Here is a 25296-nt window from a genome sequence, read left to right on the forward strand (position 1 = left end):
GGTTTACTCGTAAGCTTTGGCGGGTCATTTCAAATCTTGGACACATCTTGGAGGAATGAAAATGACCAGTTTAACAAAAATCAGACAGCAGCAGCCGTACAAGTGGTACCAAACGATGAGAGAAACCTCTCCCGTTCATTACAATGAAAAGGAAGATTGCTGGGAAATCTTCACCTATGATGAAGTGAAGCGGGTGATTTCTGACTACAGTCATTTTTCTTCCGATCATAAATACTTAAGTGCGGACAAGCAGGAAAAAATGATCCGGCATATTAACAAAGACAGCCTTTTGAAAATGGACCCGCCTGAACACACCGTCTTCAGAAAATTGGTCAATCAGCCGTTCATGCCGAAATCGGTTGAGTCTCTTGCACCGCGTATAGCCGCGATCGCTGATGACCTGCTTCAGGCCGTCCGTTCAAAAGGCAGGATGGACATTATTGAAGATTACGCATTTCCGCTTCCGATTATCGTGATCGCAGAGCTTTTAGGATTTCCTCCGAAAGACAGGGATATCTTTAAAAGCTGGGTCGACCAAAGCCAGAATGTAAAAGATGAAAAGAAAATGAATGAAGTGCAAAAGCAGATGATCGGATACTTCATGCAGTTTATTTTACAGCGGAGAAAACAGCCGCAAAATGATTTAATCAGCCATTTAATTGCAGCTGATTTAGACGGAGAGCCGCTGTCAGACAAGCAATTAATCGGTTTTTGCGGCTTGTTGATCGTCGCGGGGCACGTAACGACGGAAAATGTGATCGGAAATTCATTTCTCAGTCTCAAGGAGTTTCCGCATATTCTGCCCCGGCTGCTTGAAAATAAGGCGCTCCTTCCTGACTTTATTGAGGAAGTCATCCGCCTCAGACCTTCCATTCAGCGGGTAACCCGCTACACCGCGGTTGAGAGCGAGATTGGCGGAAAAACGATTCCGGCCGGAGAAAAAGTGTATGCGTGGATTGGATCGGCGAACAGAGATGAAAAGAAGTTTGAAAATGCCGATCAGATTGACTTGGGACGAAAGCCGAATCAGCATCTGTCATTCGGTCAGGGCAGCCATTATTGCTTAGGAGCGCCGCTGGCCCGGCTTGAAGCGAAAATCGCGCTTTCCCACTTTTTTGAACAGATGCCCGCATGGCGTTTTACTGAGGATCAAGAGCCGAATCTGGTTCCGAGCCCTGTATTTCACGGCGTTGACCGGCTGCTTGTTGAGTTTTGAACGAAAAAATAAAAGAGGCTTCACGGGAAGCCTCTTTACTCTGGGGGCTTGGAGAAATGAATGTAGGAATCGAAGCAATGAACGTGTTTGGCGGAACCGCGTATGTAGACGTCATGGAGCTTGCGGAACATCGGAACCTGGATAAAAAAAGGTTTGAGAACCTGCTGATGAAAGAAAAAGTGGTGGCGCTTCCGTTTGAAGATCCGATTACGTTCGCCGTAAATGCCGCAAAACCGATTATCGATTCTCTGTCAGAAGAAGAACGGAATCAGATTGAAATGGTGATCACCTGTACGGAATCCGGGATTGATTTTGGCAAATCCATCAGTACATATGTCCATGATTATTTGCAGCTGAAGCGGAATTGCCGGTTATTTGAGGTGAAACAGGCTTGCTATTCTTTAACGGCCGGGTTTCAAATGGGCGTGAATTTCATCTTGTCGCAAACATCGCCGGGAGCGAAAGCGCTCATCATCGGAACGGATATTTCCCGCTTTTTAGTGGCTGAAGGCGGTGACGCGTTGACGGAGGAATGGTCCTATGCCGAACCGAGTGCGGGGGCGGGAGCTGTCGCGCTTTTAGTCAGCAGCACCCCTCATGTCTTTTTGCTTGATCAAGGTGCAAGCGGGTATTACGGGTATGAAGTCATGGATACCTGCCGCCCGATTCCGGATAGTGAAGCGGGGGATGCTGATCTGTCGCTCATGTCTTATTTGGATTGCTGTGAACATTCATTTCAGGAATACCGAAAGCGTGTGAGCGGGGCGGATTATAAGAATACATTTCAATACCTTTCTTTTCATACTCCGTTTGGCGGAATGGTAAAAGGAGCGCATCGGACGATGATGAGAAAATTGGCAAAGGCTAAGCCGCAGGACATTGAAGCGGATTTTCAGCAACGCGTGCTGCCTGGGATTCAATACTGTCAGCGCGTCGGCAACATCATGGGGGCCACTGTATTTTTATCACTTGCCAGCACGATTGATAACGGCTCTTTTGAAACGCCGAAACGCGTCGGCTGTTTTTCATACGGTTCGGGCTGCTGCTCTGAATTTTACAGCGGTGTCGTTATGCCGCAAAGCCGGACGCGGCAGAATCAATTTCAGATCAGCCGGCATTTGGATGAACGCGTCCGTTTATCGATGGCTGATTACGACCGGCTGCTCCAAGACAGCGGCATCGTAAAATTCGGCACAAGAAATGCCGCGCCCGCAGCAGACATCCCGAATGCGCATCAAGGAAAAACACGATTGGTGCTGACTGAAATAAAAGAGTTTCACAGAAAGTATGAATGGACGACCTAGTATAAGAGCCGGAAAGACTTGAGTATTTTTAAAGAAACGGAGAATAAACATGAATCCAATGATTGATGTACAGGAAACAGAACCGGGCATTGTGCAGGTCACAATGCAGGATACGGCCGGGAAAAACGGGCTGTCAGAAGAGTTTGTAAGAGAGCTGCACCGGGTATTCCAAGACATCAATGCCCATCCGTCCTATAAAACTGTCCTTCTGACGGGTTACGGAAATTATTTCTGCACGGGAGGAACGCAGGAGGGGCTTTTGACCATTCAGAGCGGAAAGCTTCAATTTACAGATTTAAAGCTTCACAGTCTTTTATTGGATTGCAGGATCCCTGTGATTTCCGTCATGCAGGGGCATGCGATCGGAGCCGGCTTTACGATCGGTCTGAGCTCGGATTTCGTGATTTTAAGCAGAGAGAGTTTTTATTCTTGTAATTATATGAAGTACGGATTTACACCGGGAATGGGCGCGACGTATATTGTGCCTGAAAAACTGGGAATTGTCCTCGGGGAAGAAATGCTGTTTACGGCCGCGAACTTCAGCGGCGCCGCTCTGGAAAAACGGGGTGTTCCGTTTGAAGTGCTGCCGAAAAAAGACGTCCTTCAAAGAGGCCGCGAATTGGCCCGGCTGCTGGCGGATAAACCGAGAGCCTCACTGGTTGCGCTGAAAACCAATGTCACCGCACGCATCAAAAGAGAGCTGGCAAAAGCGGTTGAGGAAGAGGTAAACATGCACGAAGCCACATTCCATCTTCCTGAAGTAAAAGAGAGAATCAGCCGTTTATACGGCAGTTAAACAGAATGAAAAAAGCATGGGATGCCCCATGCTTTATGACTGGTCTGTCTTTTGCAGAACGGAGCCTGCGAATTGTTCTTTAATTTCGGCGCTCCGGGCTGCGGTTTCTGCGATGCAGTGCATGATGGCTTCTTCAAAGCGGCGCTCGTCTAATGCGCGAAGGCCTGCTTCAGTCGTGCCGCCCGGGCTTGTGATTTCCTTGCGCAGGCGTTCAGGCCGTTTGCTGCTTGTTCTGAGCATTTCCGTCGCCCCGGCCATGGTTTGTAAAATCAGCTCTTTTGCCGTTTCTTCCGGCAGGCCGGCTTGAAGGGCGGCCTTTTCCATTGCTTCGACATACCGATACACATAGGCGGGACCGCTTCCGGCAATGGCTGTGACGGCATCAAGGTGTTTTTCTTCAAAGCGCGTCGCTTCTCCGATTGTTTCCAGAAGCTCTTTTGCCGTCCGGATTTCAGCTTCACTCGCCTCGGAGCTTGCGGAAAAACCGGTCGCCGATTGCTGAATGGCCGCGGATGTATTCGGCATCGCCCGGATGATGGTGAGCTTTCTGCCGAAATATTGCTGAATCGTGTGAATCGTCAGCCCTGCGATGACAGAAATCACAAGCTGATCTTTCACGTATTCGCGAATGTTCTCAATGCTTTCTGCCGCATCTTTCGGTTTAAAGGCGAGAACGATAATGTCGGTATTGCTGAAAAACTCTTCTTTATCCCGGCACGGTTTCACTCCGTACGTTTTTTGGAGCTCTTCAAGCCGGCTGTCATTTGACCGGTTTGTCATATATATATGTCCGGGGGCTGTCATTCCGCTTTGCAGCAGTCCGTTCACCATTGCTTCCGCCATTGATCCGGCCCCGATAAAACCGATTTTCTTCATATAAATCCTCCTTCTTCTTAAAACACAAAAAAACCTTCCCGTCAAAAAGGACGAAAAGGTTTCGCGGTACCACCTTACATTAGCACGAATCAGCCGTGCTCAGCTCAAATCCCGTAACGAGGGGATACGTTTAGGTTTTCCTAACCGCTCTGAGGGCAGGTTCTGTAAACAAGAGGGCCGCAATGTCTTTCAGCCGGGGACATTGCTCTCTGCTGCCGTTGTTTATATACTAGTTCCTCGTCATCGCGTTCCGTGTTTTCTAGTTTGTTGTTCATTATGCTATGCGCAAGAGCGGGATGTCAATCTTTTTTTCTGATAATGACACAGTGAAAAGAAAACGCTAAAATATGATTATTCAGGAATGAAAAGAACGAAGGAGCGTAAACATGGCAGCGAGAAAGATCATTCCGATACGTGTGCCGACTCCGTTTGCAGTCGGCGACGTTATCGTTTATTTAATAAAAGATGAAGCCTTAACCCTTATTGATTGCGGCCCGAATACAAAGGAAGCGGCTGAATCGCTCTCATTGCAGCTTAAGGAACACGGGGTTTCTGCGGCGGATATAGAACAGGTGGTGCTCACTCATCATCACGCAGATCATTCAGGTCTGCTCCACCTTTTTTCTGAGGATGCGGAAGTGATCGGGCATCCGCTGAATGACAGGTACATTACTCAGGATCAGTCGTATATCGCCCGGCAGGAGGACTTTTTTCTGTCGCTTATGACTGAAATGGACGTTCCCCTGACGCCTGAAGACATACATAAAACAGTTAAGCTGTCATACTTATTTTCTGCAAACCGTCCGTTAACGAAAACAGTGGGAGAAGGCGGAAAAATTGACGGGCTTAACGGCTGGACGGTGCTCGAAATCCCGGGCCATGCCGCTTCTCACATTGCGCTCTACCATGAAAAAAGCGGTGAAATGTTCAGCGGCGATCTGCTTTTGTCCAACAGCTCCACCAATCCGATTCTGGAAGCTCCGGAAAAGGGGGGCGTGCGCGCGGCCCCGATGCTCGACTACTTGAACTCAATGAAGCGGCTGTATGACTTAAACCCGTCCTTTTTATATCCGGGACACGGCGATCTGCTGACAGACGTAAAGCCTGCTTTTGACAGGCGGCTTGAAAAACAGAGAAACCGGTCGGAATATGTGCTGCGCCTGTTGTCAGAGGAAACGCTGACGGCTTTTCAGGTATGCCGGCGGCTGTTTCCGGCTGTTTATGAAAATGAAATGTTTTTAACGATGTCAGAAACGATCGGCCATCTTGACGTGCTGGCCGCCGAAGGGAAGGCTGTATCCTTTCAGTCGGGAGATATTCTGAAGTTTAAAGCTGTGAAGGGGTGAAGGAGAAATGGGCAGATTAACGGATAAGCGGATTTGGATCACCGGAGCATCCGGCGGACTCGGAGAACGGCTTGCATATTCCTGCGCGGCAGAAGGAGCTCATGTTTTTTTATCCGCGAGGCGGGAGGACCGCTTGCAGGAAGTGAAAAAGACGATTACCGCGCGCGGCGGGCAGTGTGATGTCATTCCGTTTGACGTCCGGCATGCAGAAGAGGCTGAAAACGTAAGGCGTTTGATCGGTCATGTTGACGTATTAATCAACAACGCCGGCTTCGGCATTTTTGAAACGGCCGCTGATTCATCTTTGGATGATATGAAGGCAATGTTTGAAGTCAACGTCTTCGGATTAATCGCCTGTACGAAGGCCTGTCTTCCTGTGATGCTTCATGCGAAAAGCGGCCATATTATCAATATCGCCTCACAGGCCGGCAAATTGGCGACGCCGAAATCAAGCCTTTATTCTGCAACGAAGCACGCCGTGTTAGGGTATTCCAATGCGCTGCGGCTTGAGCTGGCCGGTACGGGTGTAGCTGTGACAACGGTTAATCCCGGTCCGATCAAAACAGACTTCTTTACAATTGCAGATAAAGAGGGCGGTTATGTGAAAAGCGTCGGCAGATGGATGCTTGATGCCGACCATGTGGCAGAGCGCATTACATCCGTGATTCTGACGGATAAACGGGAAATGAATCTTCCGCGATGGATGAGCCTCGGGACGAAGCTGTATCAGCTTTTCCCATCGTTTACAGAAAAACTGGCCGGCCGCGCATTAAAGAAAAAGTAACAAGGGGGAAAAAGGAATGTCCGACCGGGATATACACAAGACATTGATGGCAGAGCCTTTCGTCAGGCAAATGGCGGAGGCGCGTGAAGTATTTTGGATCAACCCGCATAAAACCGATGATCCAGTAAAGCATGGTGCTGAATGGAAACAGGAGATTGCCGAAGCGGAAGAAAGGCTGCGCCGGTTTGCGCCTTATATCGCATCGGCTTTTCCGGAGACGGAAGCGGAGGGAGGCCTCATTGAATCTCCGCTTATCTTGATTAATGAAATGAAGAAGCATCTGGAACACAGCGCCGCTCAGGCTTTCCCTGGGCGTCTGCTTTTGAAATGCGACGACGAACTTCCGATTTCCGGTTCCATTAAAGCGCGCGGCGGGATTTACGAAGTGCTGAAGCATGCCGAAGATCTCGCGGTGAAAGCGGGAATGCTCTCAGCAGACGACGATTACAGCATATTGACTGAAGAACGGTTTACCGCTTTTTTCTCAAAATACTCTATAGCCGTCGGCTCTACGGGCAATTTAGGTCTGAGTATCGGCATAATCGGCGCGAAGCTCGGCTTTTGTGTGACCATTCATATGTCCAGTGACGCAAAGCAGTGGAAAAAGGAGCTGCTCCGGGAAAAGGGGGTTCGCGTCATCGAATATGAAGCAGACTACAGTCTGGCTGTCAAAGAGGGGCGCATGCAGGCGAAGCAGGACCCTTATTGTTATTTTATTGATGATGAGCATTCCCGGGATCTGTTTTTGGGGTATGCCGTTGCGGGAAGCCGTGTGAAAAAGCAGCTCGATCAAATGAACATAAAGCCTGATGCAGATGAACCGCTTTTCGTTTATTTGCCGTGCGGGGTCGGAGGAGGCCCGGGCGGCGTCGCGCTTGCGCTAAAGCTGATCTATGGCGAGCATGTCCATATTTTTTTCGGTGAGCCGACGCATTCACCGTGTATGCTGTTAGGACTGTTTTCCGGCTTGCATGACGGAATCAGCGTGCAGGATATCGGTCTTGATAATCAAACGGCCGCCGACGGACTTGCGGTGGGAAGGCCGTCCGGACTGGCCGGCCCTCTGATGGAACCTATACTCAGCGGCTGTTATACCGCCGATGACTGCACGCTTTTTTCGCTGCTTTATCAATTGAGAGCGGCCGAGAATAAGAGCCTTGAACCCTCTGCACTCGCCGGTATGGCCGGAGCCGTCAAGTTTGTTCAGACCGAAGCCGGAAACCGTTATATAAAAGAACGGGGGCTTGAGATGGAAAATGCCGTGCACCTTGTGTGGAGCACCGGCGGAAGCATGGTTCCGGAGGAGGAAATGGAAGAGTACAGCCGGATCGGTTCCTCATTTGTGAAAAAAATGGGCAGACAGTGAAGCGGTTTTCCGTTACAATCTTTGTAAGCGTTTGTTTTTTTATCGGAAAGCCATACAGAGAGATTGGTGTGAATTGTGAAAAGTAAAGAATTGAACTTACATACATTGTATACGCAGCACAGCCGCGAGTCGTGGGCCGGATTCGGCGGCCATCTTTCCATTGCCGTTTCAGAGGAAGAAGCCAAGGCCGTAGAGGGGCTGAACGACTACCTGTCGGTGGAAGAAGTGGAAACGATTTACATTCCGCTTGTGCGCCTGCTCCATCTTCATGTCATGTCTGCCGCAAGACGGAATCAGCATGTCAATGTGTTTCTGAAGCATCCGCATTCAGCGAAAATCCCGTTTATCATCGGAATCGCGGGCAGCGTCGCCGTCGGCAAAAGCACGACGGCGAGAATTTTGCAAAAGCTTCTTTCCCGTCTGCCGGACAGGCCGAAGGTGAGCCTGGTGACAACTGACGGTTTCTTGTATCCGACGGCGGAATTAAAAAGGAAAAACCTTCTGTCCAGAAAGGGATTCCCGGAAAGCTACGACGTGAAAGCGCTGCTTGAATTTCTGAACGATATAAAGTCAGGGAAAGAGAGAGTGGAGGCGCCCGTATACTCCCATCTTACGTATGACAGGGAAGAGGGCGCCGTCGAGGTTGTCGAAGGTGCGGATATCGTTATTATCGAAGGAATCAATGTCCTGCAGTCGCCGACCTTAGAGGACGACAGGGAAGATCCGCGGATTTTTGTATCCGATTTCTTTGATTTTTCGATCTATGTGGATGCCGAAGAAAGCCGGATTTTCACGTGGTATTTGGAGCGTTTCCGCCTCTTAAGAGAAACCGCTTTTCAGGATCCGGCTTCTTATTTTCATAAATTTAAGGATTTGTCTGATGCAGAAGCGGATACCATGGCCGCCTCCATTTGGGAGAGCGTCAACCGTCCGAATCTGTATGAAAATATCCTGCCGACAAAATTCAGATCGGATTTGATTTTGAGAAAAGGTGATGGCCATAAAGTTGAAGAGGTGCTGGTAAGGCGGGTGTGATGTGAGGAGGAAGCGAATATTATGATACATCATATTGAGTTGTATGTATCTGACTTGAAAGCCTCCGCCCGGTTTTGGGGATGGTTTTTAGGTGAGCTCGGTTATAGGGAATTTCAAAATTGGGACTCCGGCATCAGCTGGAAAAACGCAGGATTTTATGTTGTGCTTGTACAGACAGAGGAGCGTTTTTTAACACCGGAGTACCACAGATGCCGGGTCGGGCTGAACCATCTGGCTTTTCATGCTGCATCAAGAGAGCAGGTTGACGAGATGACAGAAAAGCTGCTTGCCAGAGGATGCCCCGTGCTTTACAGGGACCGCCATCCATATGCAGGCGGAAGCGCGCATTACGCCGTATACACGGAGGACCCGGATCGGATAAAAGTGGAGCTCGTTGCTCCTGCTTCTGAATGAACTATAACTTTTCGTTTTTTTCTTCGCGCAGCGCGTCGAGTTTCTTTTCGATTCTGTCCAATTGTATGCGGCGCTGCTTCAAGCTTCTGAATACGTATATCACGGCAAACAAGAAAACCGCGGCTGCAATAAATGAAATCAATTGAAAAATGACATCACCGATGTTCATCTTTTTTACCTCCGTGTGCGGCGGGCTTCTTCAGCCCGCCGTTTTTGCATTTTGACCGATGTGAAGACATGGGGGATGAATCAGTCCTAGCTTTGTGTTTTTCTGAGAATGAATAGTTTCTGCATGTGGCTTATGACCACTTTTGCGGCCGCATATCCCGGAATGGCCAGCAGCATCCCGGCAATTCCTGAGAATTTGCCGGCGGCAAGCAGAAGAAAAATAATGGTCAGCGGGTGAATGTCCAGCTTCCGTCCCATAATTTGCGGGGAAATCAGCTGGCTTTCAAGCTGCTGGACAATGACGACGACCGTAATCACCAGCACCGCCTCGGTCGGTGAATCGAACAATCCGACAATGACTCCGGGAAATGTGCCGATCCAAGGCCCGATAAACGGAATCAGGTTTGTCACCATGGCGAACGCGCCCAGAACGAGCGGATAATCGAGCCCGATTATAAAATAGCCGATTGTGACGAGAACGCCGACACAAAAACTGACGAGCAGCTGTCCTTGTATGTATGAACTGAGAGCTTCATCCATGTCCCGAAGGATTTGTTTTCCTTCTTTTTGATGTTTTTCCGGAAGAAGCCGTAGCAGTCGCCGGGGGGCTTTGTGTCCTTCTTTTAACATGTAATACAGCGCAAACGGAATAATGGCGGCGGTGATGGCGGCATTGGCAGCCGTACCGGCCAGGCTGCTGAGAGAATCAGCGATTGAACCGGAATAATTTGCGGCTTTGTCTGCTAATTTTTTGAAGGAATCCCCATGCTGAAGCTGGGAAAACCATTTGCTGTCCTGGAGATGCCCGATCCAATTTTCAGCTTTTGCGGAAAGCTCCGGAATATGATCTGTGAAGGCTGTAAACTGTTTTTGAACGGCAGGGCCCGCCGTATAAAGGAAGAGGACAAAAAGGCCGGCTGTTCCCGCATAAATCGCTAAAATCGCGATTCCTTCGGGCAGCTTTAATTTCGCATGCAGCACTCTGACGAGCGGGCGGCACAAATAGTAAAGGACGCCCGATAATACAATAGGCGGAAACAAGGTTTTAACCGTAATCACAACAGGCTGGAACAAAAAGTCTATTAATGTTCCGAGATAAATGATGAGAAATAACAGAAGAACGGCATAGCCGATCCTGAAATAAGGCCCGACAGGCATATCCTGCACCACGCAATCTTTAAGGGTTTACTCTCGGACGTTTCCCTTATCGCCCGGTGCATAAACGTCCGTGTCAGGAAAACTGCCCCTGATTGGTGACGTAATCGTAGATAATATCTTCTACATGGGCATGGAGATCCTCATCGGGTTCTTCATTCCTTCTTTCTTCTAAAGCTTTTTTTAAACTCTGTTTTTCATAGGGGCTCAGCGGATCTGTCGACACATTCCGTCCATACTGGCGGAGGGCTTGTCCCAGCATTTTTTCTATAAATTGATCCATCATATATTCTCCTATTCTTGTCATTCATCTTTATTCTACTAAATATCATGTGATCCTCCCACTCTTCTATCATATTTTCTGTCAGGCCGGGGTAGGAATTTTATTCCAATTCAGCTGAGAGAATACGATGAAACGGCAGCGTTAACGCATCTTCATCGTTTATGATTTTTAAACGTTTTTCGTCATGCATCACTTGTTTTACCCAGCCCCAAAAGCGGCGGGGGCCGTGTGCGGAAGCGTAGGTGACCGAAATGGCCCTGTCTTCTTCAATTGACGCCGCAATGATGCGGTTCATGTCGTTCAGTTGCTCTTCGCTCAGTTCCGGAGGCCGGAATTCCCGTTCTTTTCGTTTTTTCGCAAGCAGCTGCTCCCGATGTTCGGGCAGCATCATCCGGCTTGATTCCCACATGACATTATACCCGGGTGTTAATTTGTTCGGATTCATGTATATCACCTCAAATTATTTGTAATGCCCGCCGATTTTTTCAGCCCGGTGAAAGGCTTGGCCGGCCTCTGTCAGTGAAGCGGCATGGAGGAGCGACGCAGGGCCGTACCGCTCATGAATATCATCCAATACTTTGCCGAGACTGATCTTTTTTTCCTGGGCATCGAACAGGCTCAGCTGAACATAATCACAAGGCTCCAGCTGGGAAAGGGAGACGCCGGCGCTGCGGACGGGCTCACCGTTCCAATGCTCTTTGAAGAGCTTGACCGCCGATTTGAAAATATCCATTCCGAAATTAGTCGGAGACACCAGCTTTCTCTGTCTGTGAAAACCTGAAGGGAATTCAAAATCAGCGCCTCTGATGCTGACCGAAACCGTATGGCCGATGTATTGTTTGAAACGGGCGCGGCGGGCCACTTCTTCGCTTAACTCCAGCAGCACGACTTTGATATCCTCAAAGCGGCTGTAGTCTCTCGGGAGGGTCATGTTATGGCCGATCGCTTTTTGCCGGCTGTGCGTGTTGACGGTGACCGGAGAGGGATCGATGCCGCGGGCTGTCCGCTGAAGCAATTCGCCGTTAATGCCCCAGCGTTTTTTCAGCAATTCGGCGGGGTGTCCGGCAAGCCCGCCGATTGTGCTGATGCCCATCCGTCTTAAATGATGCTCCATCCGTTTTCCGATGCCGAATAATTTTCCGACCGGCAGCGGCCACAAATCCTGCCTGATATTTGACATATCCAATCTGTGGATGCCGGATGCGTTTTTTTTGGCAAAATGGTCGCAAGCCATTTTCGCGAGCGCCTTATTCGGCCCGATGCCGACACGGGCATAAATTCCGAATTCACGCATAATCGCTTGCTGAATGCTTTTGGCAATTGTAAAAGGATCACCGAACAGCCGCCTGCTTCCGGTCACGTCGAGAAACTGCTCATCGATGGAGTAGGGTTCTACAAGATCGGTATACCGTTCAAACAGTTCGGTAATCATGACGGATACATCAATATACCGCTGCATCCGCGGACGGACAATAACGGCGTCGGGACATTTGGCCTGCGCTTCCCACAGCCGTTCGGCATTTTTTACGCCGTATCGTTTGGCGAGCGGACAAGCCGCAAGCACGACGCCGCTGCGTCTTTCGGGATCTCCCGAGACAATCACGGGCCGGCTTTTGAGATGAGGCGCTTCCGCTTTTTCCACAGACGCATAAAACGATTGCATATCAACAAGAAGAATATCAGCCATAAAAAAACCTCCGGGAACATTTGTTCTGTTTTTCATTGTACCCGAACAATGATCACGTTTATACTGGTAAATCATTCCCCGGCTGGAAGGCGTGCTGATTCGTTTGCTTGAAAAGAAATCATTTACAATTGCAAACAACCCACATATAATTTTTTATATTCCAATGAGAAGAGCTGACATTCATTTTGCCGGACGAAAAGGAGAGTCAATCGATAATGGATATTCGAACAATTACCTCTGAAGACTATGAAATGGTTACGTCTGTTTTGAATGAATGGTGGGGCGGCAGGCAGATGAAAGCCAAACTGCCGCGCTTGTTTTTTGAACATTTTCAGGACACAAGCTTTATCACGTACGGGCTGGAGGGAATGACCGGTTTTTTAATCGGTTTTCAGTCACAATCAGACCCTGAGACAGCCTACATTCATTTTTCGGGTGTGCATCCGGATTTCAGAAAAATGCAAATTGGAAAACAGCTCTACGACCGATTTATGGAGACGGTGAAGAAAAGGGGCTGCACAAAAGTCAATTGCGTGACGGCGCCTGTCAATAAAGTATCAATCGCTTATCATACAAAATTAGGCTTTGAAGCTGAAAAAGGAACCAAAACCGTAAACGGAATCCCTGTTTTTGCGAATTATGACGGCCCGGGAGAAGACCGGATTCTGTTTGTGAAATATATGTAGAGGGGGATGAATATGGGTTTTTTAGCTGACACGCCCAAACCGCCCTATTATGCGGTCATTTTTTCATCAATAAAGGGAAAATATGATGAGGAATATGAACATACGGCAGAGCGCATGATGAATTTGGCAGGCGGACAGCCGGGCTTTTTAGGCGCGGAAAGCGTTCGGGAGGAAAACGGCTGCGGCATCACGGTTTCCTACTGGGACAGCCTGGAGGCGATTAAAAGGTGGAAAGATCATACGGACCACCAGGCGGCAAAACAAAAAGGAAAAAGCGCCTGGTATGAAGCGTACGCGGTCCGCATTACGAAGACGGAGTCACAGCGGATGTTTGCGTCAAAAGGGGCGGAAGATTGATTACATTTTTACAGCATACACAAGAACAGACCGCGCGGGAAATTGCGGCGGTTCAGCGCTGCTCTTATCAAAAAGAAGCCGAGCTGATCGGTTTTTTCGGCATTCCCGCCCTGCATGAAACACCCGATGATATACAGCGGTCACGGGAGACGTTTGCCGGTTTCAAGGAAAAAGATCAGCTTGCAGGCGTCATTTCGTATGAAAAAAGGGGATATGACCTTGTCATATGCAGGCTGACGGTGCATCCGTCCGGCTTTCGGAAAGGGATCGGACGGGCGCTTCTTCAATTTGTGATAGACGAGAACCGGGACGCCCAAAAAATAGAGGCGGCTACCGCCAGCCAAAACGTTCCGGCAGTCTCTCTCTATTTAAAAACCGGGTTCACGGAAGCCGGACAGATTGAGACGCCGGAAGGGCTGACCCTCTCGTTTTTTCATCTTTATCCGAAGAGGAAAGCGGAAGTTGTTCCGTACAAGCCGGAATGGAAAGAAATGTTTGAAAGAGAGAAGGCGGACTTGATCCGAATTTTCGGCCCAGCACTTCATTCTGTCAGCCACATCGGCAGCACCTCCATCCCGCAGATGGCCGCCAAACCCGTCATCGATATACTGGCGGAGGTCAAAGATATTTTGGATGCCGACCGATTCAGTCCGCAGCTGGAAGCACTCGGCTATGAGGCGAAAGGGGAAAACGGGATAGAGGGCCGGCGTTTCTTTCAAAAAGGCGGCAACAAGCGCACACACCACGTTCACATATACGAAACAGGCCATCCGGACGTGAAGCCTCATCTGCTGTTCCGGGATTACCTCACTGCAAAGCCTGAAAAAGCGGCTCAATACATGGAACTGAAACGGCACCTCGCTGAGACATACCCATACGATATGGCAAAGTATAGTGAAGGGAAAAATGACTGGATCAAGGCGGCTGAACAAGAGGCAAAGGACTGGGAGAGCGGGCTGCTGTAAAGAAAGCAGAAACAATGCATACAGCGGCTCGGTATGCTACAATGGCGAAAATGAAAAACGGAGGATCATCTATGCAAATACATGTGACGGATGCGGCGAAACACACACTTCAGCAGGCGATGGACGCCAACCCGGGGAAAAAAGCGCAGCTCCGCTATGACGCAGAAGGCTGCGGGTGCGCGGTGAGCGGCGTGCCGGCCATCTGGCTGGCGGACGAATTAACGGGACAATGCGAAGCTATTGAAACCAACGGACTTCCGCTTTACATCCAGACCTCACAAAAAGTGTTTTTTGACGAGGAAATGACAATCGATTACAATGAAAAGGCAAAAACGCTCGTCTTAAAAAGCCCGGCAGAGATGCTGAGCCCGAGAATGAGCATATTAGTAAAGCAGGGAGAAACGGAAAGTGAATCAAAAGCTGAAAGCCATTAAACAGACGGCACAGCATAAAACGTGGGTATCCTTTCTGAACAACAACCACCCGTACAGTCTGCTGCACTGGTCCATCGGAGGCGCTGAATCCGTTCAGAAGGATGTCTGGCTGCTTCAGGATGAGATGACCTTCAAAGCGCAGGAGTTTACGACAATCGACCTCGCCATTGACTGGATCGGAGAAAATATGGACGGGATTACCGACGTTTTATGACGGGAAAGCGAAAGAACCAGCATACGTTCTTTCGCTTTTTTACGTTTGCGTCATGGTATCTAAAAAGGTTTGAACGGCTTTGCGGTAGCTCTCCGGATTTTTGGTGTACGACATGGCATGCCCGCCCGATTCGGCCAGATAGAGCATCTTAGGGCCGCGTTTTCTGCGGTGCAGCAATCCGGAAGAAGCGGGAGGTATATAATCATCTTCCTTACTGTGAATAAACAGCACGGGCTGCCGGATGCGGCTGATAACCGATAGAGGAGATACATCACGGATACGGTATCCTTCTCTCATCCGCAAAAAGAAATCAGCCAAAGGCAGAAGCGGCCACGGAGGCAGCCGGAACTCCCGCTTCAGCCTGTAGGCGAGCTGATCGCGAAAGCTTGCGAACGGACAGTCCGCAATATAAAAATCAGCGCCGTTTTCATCCTGATGCCCGCCCGCGTATAATAAGGCCGTCACCGCTCCCATCGATTCCCCGTGGATGCCGATTTGACCGCCGTCTCCGGTTTTGTGTCTCACCCAATTCACGGCTTCTTCCAAATCATCTTTTTCAAAATAGCCGTAGCTCGTCGTTCTGCCGCCGCTTTTTCCGTGCCCGCGGTGGTCATATACGAGCACATTCCAGCCTAAATCTAAAAATAAATCCATGTATTTCAATGAATTGAACGAATTTACGGTAACGCCGTGACAAATAATCATGGTGTTTGCCGTATGATGCGGGGCGACGTAAAAGCCTTTGATTTCATACCCGTGGCGTGACAGGATGACGGCCTCTTCTTTTTCCATGGCCTGAAAGGAATCAAATCTATCATGCCCGTCCGCCGTTTCTTTTTTCATGATATCTTCATCCGTCTTTTTCTTCATAAACATAATCAGATTCGTAAAAGCGAATCCGGCAGCCAAAAAGACTGCGCAAGCCGAACCGAACACCGCCAGCCATTTTTTCACACAGGCACCCTCCTTTAATATGAAAAATCCTTCCACCGGCTTTTTGGGACCGTGAACGTTGCCGGCCTCCGGCGCTCCGTGGTACACTTGCTTCACCATATTCAGATACGGGGGGCGTAATGATGAAAAAGCAGCTGCCTAAAGAAAAACACAGCTTAAAAGACGATCTGGAGGAAGATCTGAAGGCCAGGCTTTTGCAAATGAAAAGTGAGCTGAAGGAAGAAGACGAGAAAAAGCAGGCGCAGCAAAAGGCGGAACAAATCAGAAAACGAAAAGAAAAAGAAAAACATAAAAGCTTTGAAGAGCTGCTGAATGAAAGCAGTCTCGATTGGCACAAATATAAATAAACCGGCATCTGAAAAGGTGCCGGTTTTATTGTTTAAGAACGATGGGCTTCGTATACGTCCCGTTTTGTATGATATTGCAGGGCTTTGATTTCCTGGCTGCTTAAACGACGGGCCTCTGCAGCCGAACAGTTTTCTCTCAGCTGCTCAAGTGAGCTGGCTCCGGTGATGACAGAAGCGACGGCCGGCTGTGACAGCAAGTATTGAAGAGAAAGCTCCGTCATGCTCAAGTCAGGTGCGGCAGCGCTGATCGCTTTTTTGGTTTCTGCCAGTTCTGCAAAAGAATATGTTAAATAGCCGTTCTCTTTTACGCTTGCGGCCGCTTGATCAAGCGGTTTTTCCGTAAGAAGCCCTTTAGCGACAGGCCCTCTTGCGACTACGCTGATTCCGTTCTCCTCTAAAAGGGGAAGCCACTCCTCGGGACGCCGGTCCAGCAGGCTGTATTGCATCATAATGCTGGTGATATTTGATTTTTTCACATATTCTTTAATAACATTCGGACGAATCGAGGAAATGCCGTAATACCGGATGACACCTTCCTGTTTTAAGTCCTCAAATGCTTCGATCGTTTCGTCAATATGGTCTTCCATCGTGCCGCCATGCAGCTGATAAAGGTCGATATAGTCCGTTTTCAGCCGGCGCAGGCTGTTTTTGACCGCTTCTTTTATGTATCCTTTGGAAGCGTCCCAATGCCAGCCGTCTTTATCATCATTCCAGCGGTTTCCGGCTTTCGTGGCTAAAATGATGTCGTGCCTGCGGTTTTTGACGGCCTCCCCGACAATTTCCTCATTTCTGCCGAAATCATAAAGATCAGCGGTATCTAAATAATTGATTCCAAGCTCGATCGCTTCATCCAAAATAGACAGCGCTTTAGCTTTATCCGTACCCAGCGACATACAGCCGAGCCCGATTTCGCTTATTTCTAAATCAGAATGTCCCAGTGTGCGTTTTCTCATCGTTTCGCTCCTTTTTATAGTCTTTTATTGACCGTAATATAAAGGCGCGAAGTTTTCAACTGTTAAGGCCCGGTGATCCAATCTCCGACATAGCGGAATGTCCGTCCGTATTCTTTCAGTTTAGCCCGCACTTCCCACGCCTTTCCGACCAATACGATACTCTTATCCTTCCGGTACACCTTCAATCGAAAAGCACCTCCCTCTCATGCATGTATGATAAAATATATGAGGCATAATAGAGAGACAGAACGGGAGATGACATGATGAAACATTTAGAAGAAAAAACACTTGCGAAAAAAAAGCTGTATGACGGGAAAGTCATAGATCTTTACTTAGAGGATGTAGAGCTCCCGAACGGAAAAACAAGCAAGCGGGAAATCGTCAAACATCCGGGAGCGGTGGCCGTACTTGCGGTGACCGAGGAAGGAAAAATCATTTTGGTGAACCAGTTCAGAAAGCCGCTGGAACGGACAATCGTTGAAATTCCGGCCGGGAAGCTTGAAAAGGGAGAAGAGCCGGAACATACGGCGTTAAGAGAGCTCGAGGAAGAAACGGGATATACGGCGGAAACCTTGACGAAAATCACCGCTTTTTATACATCACCCGGGTTTGCTGATGAAATCGTGCATCTCTTTCTTGCGGAAGGGCTTTCGCCGCTGGAAGAAAAACGAGAGCTGGATGAGGATGAATTTGTCGAAGTCATGCAGGTCACGCTTGAAGAGGCCGTGAAGCTGATTGAATCCCGCAGGGTGTATGACGCAAAAACGGCGTACGCGATTCAGTATCTCCAGCTGAAAGAAGCGCTGAAGGAAAAATGATGAAAACCATCTATGCGGATCTGCATATTCATATCGGCCGCACCTATACGGGAAAACCGGTCAAAATCACCGGGGCCAAAACGTTGACGCTGCACCGGATTTTAGAAGAAGCCAGTGAGGGGAAGGGAATTGAACTATTGGGCATCATCGACTGCCATTCCCCGGAAGTCATAGAAGAAATCGAGCGCGGAATTGATGAAGGCAGATACCGTGAGCTGAAGGAAGGCGGCATCCGGTATCGGAATACGACGCTTCTGTTGGGCAGTGAGCTTGAAATCTATGATCACACATGCCGCGGGCCGATTCACGTTCTCGTCTTTATGCCGTCTCTTGCCGAAATGAAGATGTTTTCTGAGTGGCTCGCAAAAAGGCTTAAAAATATCCATCTCAGTTCCCAGCGCATTTATGAAACCGGTTTGAATCTTCAGAGGAAAACAAAGGAATTGGGCGGGCTGTTTATTCCCGCCCATATGTTCACCCCGCATAAAAGCCTGTACGGAAAAGGGGTCATATCTTCTTTGACAGAGGTTTTCGACCCGGCGCTCATTGATGCGGCGGAACTCGGATTAAGCTGCGACACCGACATGGCTTCGCGGGTAACAGAACTTGATCCGTATACATTTTTAACAAATTCTGATGCGCATTCCTTAGGAAAAATCGGCAGAGAATATAATGAAATGCTTCTTAAAGAAGCGAATTTCACGGAATTTTCGCTGGCTTTAAAAGGGAAGGACGGAAGAAAAATCACGGCGAATTACGGGCTGAACCCGAAGCTCGGGAAGTATTACCGGACGGCTTGCGACCGCTGCGGCAGCCCGGTTGAAAAAGGAGCTTCCGCATGTCCGGAGTGCGGGGGGAAAACAATGACAAAAGGGGTCAGTGAACGGCTGGAGGAACTGAGCGGCCCGAAAAAAAGCCGCGTGCCGCGGCCGCCGTATATTCATCAAATCCCGCTGCAGTTCATTCCCGGCGTCGGGCCGAAAACGTTAGAAAAACTGAAGCGGGCTTTCGGGACGGAGATGGCGATTCTACATCAGGCGCAAGAAGAGGAATTGGCGAGTGTCGTCCAGCCTAAAATAGCGGCTGTCATTCATAAAGCGCGCACCGGGCAGCTTGTCCTTGAGGCCGGGGGCGGAGGGACGTACGGCCGAATCAAGCCGTAAAAGCCGGTTTTTAGCGGAGCTCCTCCTGCACCTTCTTTTTCGTGCGGACAAACGCAATCAATTCGATGATTTCATCCTGATTCAGCGGCTGTCCGTCAACGGTCAGTGTGCCGCGGCCTTGTGCGGCGTTTGTTAATTCGATGGTCTGGGTAAACGGCTCCGCTTTTTTTTCAGTGCGCCCCAGTAAATCGTCGCACGTCGTGTCAAACAGATCGGCAAGCGTGCCCAGCGCCTCGAATGACGGACGCCGGTATCCTGATTCATACCCGGCGTACGTGCTTTTGGCGATGCCGAGACGATCAGCCGTATATTGAAGAGACCAATTTTTCTTTTTTCTCAGTTCAGTTAAACGATCTAAATTCATATTCAAAACCGCTCCTTTTCACTTGAGCAAATTATATCATATCGATATGCAAAAGTGTACGCGAATTGAATAATAATCACTTGATTAATTTCATTCGTCTGTCTATAATTTGATTAAAAGTATGCGAAAAGCGAATGCTTAACACATCTTGAGAAATGGATGAAGAGGTGCAGGGTATGAAAAAATTATTGCTGTTAACAACCGGAGGAACAATCGCCTCAGTCGAAGGAGAAAACGGGCTTGCACCCGGGGTGAAAGCAGACGAATTGTTAACCTACGTATCAAAACTTGATAACGATTACACGATGGAAACCCATTCGTTAATGAACATCGACAGCACAAATATGCAGCCTGAATACTGGGCCGAAATCGCAAATGCTGTCAAAGAAAAATATGACGCATATGACGGGTTCGTCATTACGCACGGGACAGACACAATGGCTTATACATCAGCGGCACTGTCTTATATGCTTCAGCATGCTGATAAACCGATCGTCATTACGGGTTCGCAAATCCCGATTACATTTCAAAAAACCGATGCCAAAAAAAATATCACGGACGCGATCCGCTTCGCATGTGAAGGGGTGGGCGGCGTATACGTCGTATTTGACGGCAGAGTCATTCAAGGCACACGCGCCATTAAATTGAGAACGAAAAGCTATGATGCATTTGAGAGCATTAACTATCCGTATATCGCGTTTATTACCGAAAACGGAATTGAATACAACAAACAAGTGCACATGCCAAAAGACGATGCTTTTACGGTCAATACTTCACTTTGCACGGACGTGTGCCTGCTCAAGCTCCACCCGGGGCTGAAACCGGAAATGTTTGACGCATTAAAGGGCATGTACAAAGGAATCGTCATTGAAAGCTACGGCAGCGGCGGCGTGCCGTTTGAAGGAAGAGACATTCTCGCCAAAGTCAATGAAATGATTGAAAGCGGCATTGTCGTCGTCATTACGACACAATGTCTTGAAGAAGGAGAGGACATGAGCGTCTATGAAGTCGGCCGAAGAGTCAATCAAGATCTCATTATCCGCTCCAGAAATATGAACACGGAAGCCATCGTGCCGAAATTAATGTGGGCGCTCGGCCAGTCTCACAACTTGGCTGAAGTCAAAAACATTATGGAGACACCGATCGCAGACGACGTTGTACTGTAAAAACATGACTACCACAAAGAGAAAGTAGGGTTTTAGCATGACAAACGCGCAAAAAGAATATCGTCAGGAAAAAGATTTCCTCGGAGAAAAACAAATTGAAGCTGATGTGTATTACGGAATACAAACGCTGCGCGCGAAAGAAAACTTTCCGATTACCGGCTACCGCATCCACGAAGAAATGATTAATGCGCTCGCCATCGTCAAAAAAGCGGCGGCGCTTGCCAACATGGATGTAAAACGGCTGTATGAAGGAATCGGAAATGCGATTGTACAGGCCGCAGATGAAATTCTTGAGGGAAAATGGCATGACCAATTTATCGTCGATCCGATCCAAGGGGGAGCCGGAACGTCCATGAACATGAATGCCAACGAAGTAATCGGCAACAGGGCTCTTGAAATCATGGGGCATAAAAAAGGTGAATACATTCACCTCAGCCCGAACACACACGTCAACATGTCACAATCGACGAACGACGTGTTCCCGACGGCAATCCATATTTCAACCTTGAAACTTTTGGATAAGCTCCTTGATACGATGGCGCATATGCTCAGTGTCTTTAAAGATAAAGCGAAACAATTTGATTCTGTCATTAAAATGGGGCGCACACACCTTCAGGATGCTGTGCCGATCCGTCTCGGACAGGAATTTGAAGCATACAGCCGCGTGCTTGAGCGTGACATAAAGCGAATTAAACAATCCCGCCAGCATCTATATGAAGTAAACATGGGGGCAACGGCCGTAGGTACGGGGCTTAACGCCGATCCGCGCTACATAGAACAGGTTGTGAAGCACCTGGCTGACATCAGCGGACTGCCGCTTGTCGGCGCCGGCCATTTGGTTGACGCCACACAAAACACTGATGCGTATACGGAAGTTTCAGCCGCGTTGAAAGTATGCATGATGAACATGTCTAAAATCGCCAACGATCTGCGCTTAATGGCTTCAGGTCCGCGCGCGGGACTTGCGGAAATTTCACTGCCAGCCCGTCAGCCGGGATCATCCATTATGCCTGGGAAAGTCAACCCTGTAATGGCAGAGCTGATCAACCAAATCGCCTTTCAGGTCATCGGGAATGACAATACGATCTGCCTCGCTTCAGAAGCGGGCCAGCTGGAGCTTAACGTAATGGAGCCGGTACTTGTATTTAACCTGCTTCAATCCATCAGCATCATGAATAACGGTTTCCGCTCATTCACCGATCATTGTCTGGCGGGAATTGAAGCCAACGAAAAACGTCTGAAGCAATACGTGGAAAAAAGCGTCGGCGTCATTACAGCGGTCAATCCGCACCTCGGGTATGAAGCGGCTGCGCGAATTGCCCGTGAAGCCATCATGACGGGGCAATCTGTAAGAGATCTTTGCCTTCAAAATGATGTACTGACAGAAGAAGAATTGGATATCATTTTGAATCCGTATGAAATGACAAAACCGGGAATTGCCGGAAAAGATCTATTAGAAAAATAAATTTTAAAGCAACAACAGCCGCCTTTTCACGTTTTTTAGTGAATAGGCGGTTGCCATACAAAGGGATGAGGCAGTATAGTATAATTTGTTATATCATTTGATGAAAGCGTTTTAGCTTTTTTCTTCTAGGGGGATTTTCTTGTGAAAGAGGTCAGATTGCCAAATTTATTGGAAATAATTATCTTATTATTCGGGTTTTTAGCACTTGTCTTATCGTTCACAGTGTTTTTAGACCTGCCGATCCAGCTAGCTCTATTAATATCCTGGTTTTTCGCTATTATTCTCGGAGTCAGGCTGGGATATTCATATAAAGACTTGCAGGATTCGATTGTCACCGGGATATCAAACGGTCTTGAAGCGGTGTTGATTCTTGTTTCGGTCGGTGCGCTCATCGGGACATGGATTGCCGGCGGCGTTGTGCCGACGTTAATTTATTATGGTTTAGAGTTTATTAATCCTCATGTTTTCCTGCTTGCTACACTGGTTATTTGTTCCGTTATGTCCGTTGCGACCGGAACGTCGTGGGGAACCGTGGGTACAGCGGGGATCGCCATGATTGCCATCGGAGAGGGAATGGGTATACCGCTTCCGATCGTAGCGGGAGCCGTTTTGTCCGGCGCTTACTTCGGAGACAAGCTTTCACCGCTGTCTGACAGTACGGTGCTTGCCTCCACGCTTTCTAAGGTGGATGTGCTGTCACACGTCAGAGCGATGATGTATCTGTCAATTCCGTCCTATATTATTACGGCCATTCTGTTTACCGTAACGGGATTTATATACGGCGGAAAAAATATTGATCTCGACAAAGTGGAATTTTTAAAATCTTCATTGCAGAAAACGTTTGACATTCATATATGGATGCTCATTCCGGCTGTTGTCGTCGTTGTCCTTCTGATTTTGAAAAAGCCGTCTATGCCCGTTATTATCATCGGTGCTTTGCTTGGCGCAATCTGGGCTTCCGTCTTTCAGGGAATGAATTTTGCCAGTGCCATCGCGACTGCTTATAATGGTTTTTCTATTAAAACGGACGTCGAATTTTTAAACGGCCTGTTAAACCGCGGAGGCATTACCGGTATGCTGGATACGTTAGTCGTTATCCTGTTCGGTCTTGGTTTTGGAGGAATTCTTGAGAAGCTCGGCGTATTAAAAGTGATTGTCTCAACTTTTGAGAAAAAGCTGACCACACCGGGAAATGTGACGCTTTCGACATTGATCGTCGCCCTTTTAGGAAACATTTTCGGCTGTGCGATGTACGTGTCATTGATTCTGACGCCGAAAATCATGGAGAACAGTTATGATAAACTGAAACTTGACAGAAGAGTTTTATCCCGGAACGCAGAGGTGGGCGGCACGCTTACTTCAGGGATGGTGCCGTGGTCTGATAACGGCATCTATATGGCCGGCATTCTCGGCGTATCCACATTTTCTTATCTGCCGTTCATGTGGCTCAGTTTTGTATCTATCGGACTGGCAATATTGTACGGATACACGGGGAAATTCATTTGGTACACGAAAGAAAAATCCTTACAATCTCAAAAATTGGGTTAGGAGGTTCATTTCATGATTACAAAGCATATGATTCGGACGTTAATGATTGAAACGCCGACTGTTCCCGGAAATCTCGGAAAAGTGGCAACCGCCATCGGAGTGATGGGCGGAGATATCGGGGAAGTTGAAACCGTTAAAGTCGGCCCGAACTACACAATGCGCAACATTACGGTGCAGGCTGAAAATGAAGAGCAGCTGCAGGAAATCATTCAAGCCATTGAAGCTCTCGGTGAAGGCATCCGTCTTCATACAGTCTCAGATGAAGTGCTCTCTGCTCATGAAGGCGGCAAAATTCAGATGAAAAGCAAAATGCCGATCCGGACATTGGCTGAGCTTGGCCGTGTTTATACGCCGGGTGTCGCCGATGTGTGCAGACTGATTGAAAACGAGCCTGAAAAAGCGTCCATCTATACGACAATCAGCAATTCTGTCGCCATTGTCACCGACGGCACGGCGATTCTCGGCCTCGGCAATATCGGCTCTGTCGCCGGAATGCCCGTAATGGAAGGGAAAGCCGCGCTTTTTGACCAGCTGGCGGGTATCAGCGGAATTCCGATTTTGCTCGATACCTCTGATCCGGAAGAAATCATTCGCACGGTAAAACATATTTCTCCGGGGTTCAGCGGAATTCTGCTTGAAGATATCGGTTCGCCTCACTGCTTTGACATTGAAGACCGCCTGAAAGAAGAACTGGACATTCCGGTTATGCACGATGACCAGCACGGCACGGCGGTCGTCACGCTCGCCGCCGCCATTTCCGCTTGTAAAAGCGCCGGTCTTGATTTAAAAGAAGCGAAGGTCGGTCAGATCGGTCTCGGCGCGGCAGGCGTCGCCATCTGCCGCATGTTTATGGCATACGGAGTCAAAGCGGTCTGCGGAACGGACAAGTCAGAAGACGCAATGAACCGCCTCGCTCAGTACGGAGGTCAGCCGCTTGGAAGCATCAAAGAATTAATGGACACGTGTGACATTGTGATCAGCACCACAGGAGTTCCGGGTCTCATTAAAAAAGAGGATGTCAGAAAAGGACACGTCATTCTGGCTTTATCTAATCCGAAGCCGGAGATTGAACCGGAAGAGGCATTACAAGCCGGAGCCGCTTATGCAGCTGACGGCCGTTCGGTCAATAATGTTCTCGGCTTCCCGGGGATTTTCCGCGGCGCGCTGAACGCCAAAAGCAAGAAAATCGACCATGAAATGCTTGTGGCGGCCGCAGAAGCCATCGCCTCTTGCACAAAACACGGCGATCTCGTGCCTCAGCCTTTGGATGCGGACGTGCATCAGGCCGTATCAGCAGCCGTAGAACGGGCTGCGGCAGGAAAATAAACAACTCTTACAGTACCGGACATGTGCCGGTGCTGTTTTTTTCATGAATAGGAAGCGGAATTCTTAGGCAGGCTAACAGATAGCAAAAGACGGAATAAAGAGGTGT

Annotated in this window: 30 protein-coding genes; 20 read left to right on the plus strand and 10 right to left on the minus strand. The window is 48.7% G+C overall.

All coding sequences use genetic code 11. The features are described 5' to 3' along the window. The first annotated feature begins 61 nt into the window (after positions 1-61). From ACNFN4_RS03750 to ACNFN4_RS03760, 3 genes are read left to right on the plus strand one after another with little or no spacing between them, the layout of a single operon-like run. On the plus strand, positions 62-1216 hold the full coding sequence (locus ACNFN4_RS03750) for a cytochrome P450 (RefSeq protein WP_077722559.1): 1155 nt from the start codon (positions 62-64) through the stop codon (positions 1214-1216). Between the two features lie 56 nt (positions 1217-1272). Then, on the plus strand, positions 1273-2520 hold the full coding sequence (locus ACNFN4_RS03755; protein ID WP_376936018.1) for a hydroxymethylglutaryl-CoA synthase family protein: 1248 nt from the start codon (positions 1273-1275) through the stop codon (positions 2518-2520). 49 nt (positions 2521-2569) lie between these two features. Continuing rightward, positions 2570-3316 carry a polyketide synthase gene (locus ACNFN4_RS03760; RefSeq protein WP_077722557.1) on the plus strand — a complete coding sequence of 249 codons (747 nt, stop codon included), beginning with the start codon at positions 2570-2572 and terminating at the stop codon, positions 3314-3316. Between the two features lie 33 nt (positions 3317-3349). On the opposite strand, the gene proC is transcribed toward ACNFN4_RS03760, so the two are convergent. Beyond that, positions 3350-4192, minus strand: a complete 843-nt coding sequence (proC, locus tag ACNFN4_RS03765) for a pyrroline-5-carboxylate reductase (protein WP_072177705.1) — start codon at positions 4190-4192, stop codon at positions 3350-3352. A gap of 386 nt (positions 4193-4578) precedes the next feature. Between proC and ACNFN4_RS03770 the strand changes: the two genes are divergently transcribed. The 5 genes from ACNFN4_RS03770 (at position 4579) to ACNFN4_RS03790 (ending at position 9137) form a co-directional block, all read left to right on the plus strand. After that, the gene (locus ACNFN4_RS03770) at positions 4579-5538 is read left to right on the plus strand and encodes an MBL fold metallo-hydrolase (RefSeq protein ID WP_191389077.1); all 960 of its coding nucleotides are present in this window, start codon (positions 4579-4581) and stop codon (positions 5536-5538) included. Between the two features lie 7 nt (positions 5539-5545). Next, a complete protein-coding gene (locus ACNFN4_RS03775; RefSeq protein ID WP_017418085.1) occupies positions 5546-6322 on the plus strand; it encodes an SDR family NAD(P)-dependent oxidoreductase in 777 nt (258 codons plus the stop codon). A 16-nt stretch (positions 6323-6338) separates the two neighbouring features. Further along, a complete protein-coding gene (gene dsdA / locus ACNFN4_RS03780) occupies positions 6339-7688 on the plus strand; it encodes a D-serine ammonia-lyase (RefSeq protein WP_448200002.1) in 1350 nt (449 codons plus the stop codon). 75 nt (positions 7689-7763) lie between these two features. Further along, on the plus strand, positions 7764-8723 hold the full coding sequence (coaA, locus tag ACNFN4_RS03785; RefSeq protein WP_045926982.1) for a type I pantothenate kinase: 960 nt from the start codon (positions 7764-7766) through the stop codon (positions 8721-8723). Between the two features lie 24 nt (positions 8724-8747). Continuing rightward, on the plus strand, positions 8748-9137 hold the full coding sequence (locus ACNFN4_RS03790; protein WP_025649819.1) for a VOC family protein: 390 nt from the start codon (positions 8748-8750) through the stop codon (positions 9135-9137). 1 nt (position 9138) lies between these two features. On the opposite strand, the gene ACNFN4_RS03795 is transcribed toward ACNFN4_RS03790, so the two are convergent. From ACNFN4_RS03795 to ACNFN4_RS03815, 5 genes are all read right to left on the minus strand, one after another. Then, a complete protein-coding gene (locus ACNFN4_RS03795) occupies positions 9139-9306 on the minus strand; it encodes a DUF4083 family protein (RefSeq protein ID WP_007612383.1) in 168 nt (55 codons plus the stop codon). Between the two features lie 86 nt (positions 9307-9392). Beyond that, positions 9393-10463 carry an AI-2E family transporter gene (locus tag ACNFN4_RS03800; RefSeq protein ID WP_448200003.1) on the minus strand — a complete coding sequence of 357 codons (1071 nt, stop codon included), beginning with the start codon at positions 10461-10463 and terminating at the stop codon, positions 9393-9395. A gap of 73 nt (positions 10464-10536) precedes the next feature. Then, entirely contained in the window at positions 10537-10743 is a 207-nt protein-coding gene (locus ACNFN4_RS03805; RefSeq protein ID WP_003153294.1) for a YqzH family protein, read from the minus strand. A 100-nt stretch (positions 10744-10843) separates the two neighbouring features. Further along, a complete protein-coding gene (locus ACNFN4_RS03810; RefSeq protein WP_017418082.1) occupies positions 10844-11188 on the minus strand; it encodes a YolD-like family protein in 345 nt (114 codons plus the stop codon). Between the two features lie 15 nt (positions 11189-11203). Beyond that, complete coding sequence (locus ACNFN4_RS03815) at positions 11204-12430, minus strand: DNA polymerase IV (RefSeq protein ID WP_065180570.1); 1227 nt, start codon at positions 12428-12430, stop codon at positions 11204-11206. A gap of 215 nt (positions 12431-12645) precedes the next feature. Here ACNFN4_RS03815 and ACNFN4_RS03820 point away from each other — a divergent pair, with 215 nt between their 5' ends. The 5 genes from ACNFN4_RS03820 (at position 12646) to ACNFN4_RS03840 (ending at position 15086) form a co-directional block, all read left to right on the plus strand. Continuing rightward, positions 12646-13116: a GNAT family N-acetyltransferase gene (locus ACNFN4_RS03820; protein ID WP_448200004.1), complete on the plus strand. Its 471-nt coding sequence runs from the start codon at positions 12646-12648 to the stop codon at positions 13114-13116. Between the two features lie 12 nt (positions 13117-13128). After that, positions 13129-13473 (plus strand): antibiotic biosynthesis monooxygenase family protein, encoded by a 345-nt coding sequence (locus ACNFN4_RS03825; protein WP_007409393.1) that lies wholly within the window; start codon positions 13129-13131, stop codon positions 13471-13473. Then, the gene (locus tag ACNFN4_RS03830; protein ID WP_022553008.1) at positions 13470-14438 is read left to right on the plus strand and encodes a GNAT family N-acetyltransferase; all 969 of its coding nucleotides are present in this window, start codon (positions 13470-13472) and stop codon (positions 14436-14438) included. The genes ACNFN4_RS03825 and ACNFN4_RS03830 overlap by 4 nt, the downstream gene beginning before the upstream one ends. A 71-nt stretch (positions 14439-14509) precedes the next feature. Then, positions 14510-14872, plus strand: a complete 363-nt coding sequence (locus ACNFN4_RS03835; protein ID WP_025649817.1) for an iron-sulfur cluster biosynthesis family protein — start codon at positions 14510-14512, stop codon at positions 14870-14872. Further along, the gene (locus ACNFN4_RS03840; RefSeq protein ID WP_003153307.1) at positions 14847-15086 is read left to right on the plus strand and encodes a DUF2552 family protein; all 240 of its coding nucleotides are present in this window, start codon (positions 14847-14849) and stop codon (positions 15084-15086) included. Before ACNFN4_RS03835 ends, ACNFN4_RS03840 begins: the two co-directional genes overlap by 26 nt. A gap of 39 nt (positions 15087-15125) precedes the next feature. On the opposite strand, the gene ACNFN4_RS03845 is transcribed toward ACNFN4_RS03840, so the two are convergent. After that, positions 15126-16040 (minus strand): alpha/beta hydrolase, encoded by a 915-nt coding sequence (locus ACNFN4_RS03845; protein ID WP_448200005.1) that lies wholly within the window; start codon positions 16038-16040, stop codon positions 15126-15128. Between the two features lie 122 nt (positions 16041-16162). Between ACNFN4_RS03845 and ACNFN4_RS03850 the strand changes: the two genes are divergently transcribed. Beyond that, complete coding sequence (locus tag ACNFN4_RS03850; protein WP_007409396.1) at positions 16163-16387, plus strand: YqkE family protein; 225 nt, start codon at positions 16163-16165, stop codon at positions 16385-16387. A gap of 32 nt (positions 16388-16419) precedes the next feature. On the opposite strand, the gene ACNFN4_RS03855 is transcribed toward ACNFN4_RS03850, so the two are convergent. Together ACNFN4_RS03855 and mciZ are read right to left on the minus strand one after the other, a co-directional pair. Continuing rightward, positions 16420-17340 carry an aldo/keto reductase gene (locus ACNFN4_RS03855; RefSeq protein ID WP_021494264.1) on the minus strand — a complete coding sequence of 307 codons (921 nt, stop codon included), beginning with the start codon at positions 17338-17340 and terminating at the stop codon, positions 16420-16422. Between the two features lie 62 nt (positions 17341-17402). Then, positions 17403-17525 carry a Z-ring formation inhibitor MciZ gene (mciZ, locus tag ACNFN4_RS03860; protein ID WP_003153315.1) on the minus strand — a complete coding sequence of 41 codons (123 nt, stop codon included), beginning with the start codon at positions 17523-17525 and terminating at the stop codon, positions 17403-17405. Between the two features lie 78 nt (positions 17526-17603). Here mciZ and ACNFN4_RS03865 point away from each other — a divergent pair, with 78 nt between their 5' ends. Both ACNFN4_RS03865 and ACNFN4_RS03870 read left to right on the plus strand, forming a co-directional pair. Further along, complete coding sequence (locus ACNFN4_RS03865) at positions 17604-18158, plus strand: NUDIX hydrolase (RefSeq protein ID WP_003153317.1); 555 nt, start codon at positions 17604-17606, stop codon at positions 18156-18158. Further along, the gene (locus ACNFN4_RS03870; RefSeq protein WP_215797147.1) at positions 18158-19321 is read left to right on the plus strand and encodes a TIGR00375 family protein; all 1164 of its coding nucleotides are present in this window, start codon (positions 18158-18160) and stop codon (positions 19319-19321) included. The genes ACNFN4_RS03865 and ACNFN4_RS03870 overlap by 1 nt, the downstream gene beginning before the upstream one ends. A gap of 10 nt (positions 19322-19331) precedes the next feature. Here the strand turns inward: ACNFN4_RS03870 and ACNFN4_RS03875 are convergent, their stop codons facing one another. Continuing rightward, positions 19332-19685: a helix-turn-helix domain-containing protein gene (locus ACNFN4_RS03875; protein WP_003153320.1), complete on the minus strand. Its 354-nt coding sequence runs from the start codon at positions 19683-19685 to the stop codon at positions 19332-19334. Positions 19686-19861: 176 nt separating this feature from the next. Here ACNFN4_RS03875 and ACNFN4_RS03880 point away from each other — a divergent pair, with 176 nt between their 5' ends. From ACNFN4_RS03880 to ACNFN4_RS03895, 4 genes are all read left to right on the plus strand, one after another. Further along, positions 19862-20851, plus strand: coding sequence for a type I asparaginase (locus ACNFN4_RS03880; RefSeq protein WP_003153321.1), 990 nt, complete (start codon positions 19862-19864; stop codon positions 20849-20851). Between the two features lie 37 nt (positions 20852-20888). Then, entirely contained in the window at positions 20889-22316 is a 1428-nt protein-coding gene (aspA, locus tag ACNFN4_RS03885; RefSeq protein WP_003153322.1) for an aspartate ammonia-lyase, read from the plus strand. A 141-nt stretch (positions 22317-22457) separates the two neighbouring features. Then, entirely contained in the window at positions 22458-23864 is a 1407-nt protein-coding gene (gene nhaC / locus ACNFN4_RS03890; protein WP_007612350.1) for a Na+/H+ antiporter NhaC, read from the plus strand. Positions 23865-23876: 12 nt separating this feature from the next. Then, complete coding sequence (locus ACNFN4_RS03895) at positions 23877-25190, plus strand: NAD-dependent malic enzyme (protein ID WP_007409402.1); 1314 nt, start codon at positions 23877-23879, stop codon at positions 25188-25190. Positions 25191-25296: the final 106 nt, after the last annotated feature.

It is taken from the genome of Bacillus sp. N1(2025) (assembly GCF_053470005.1).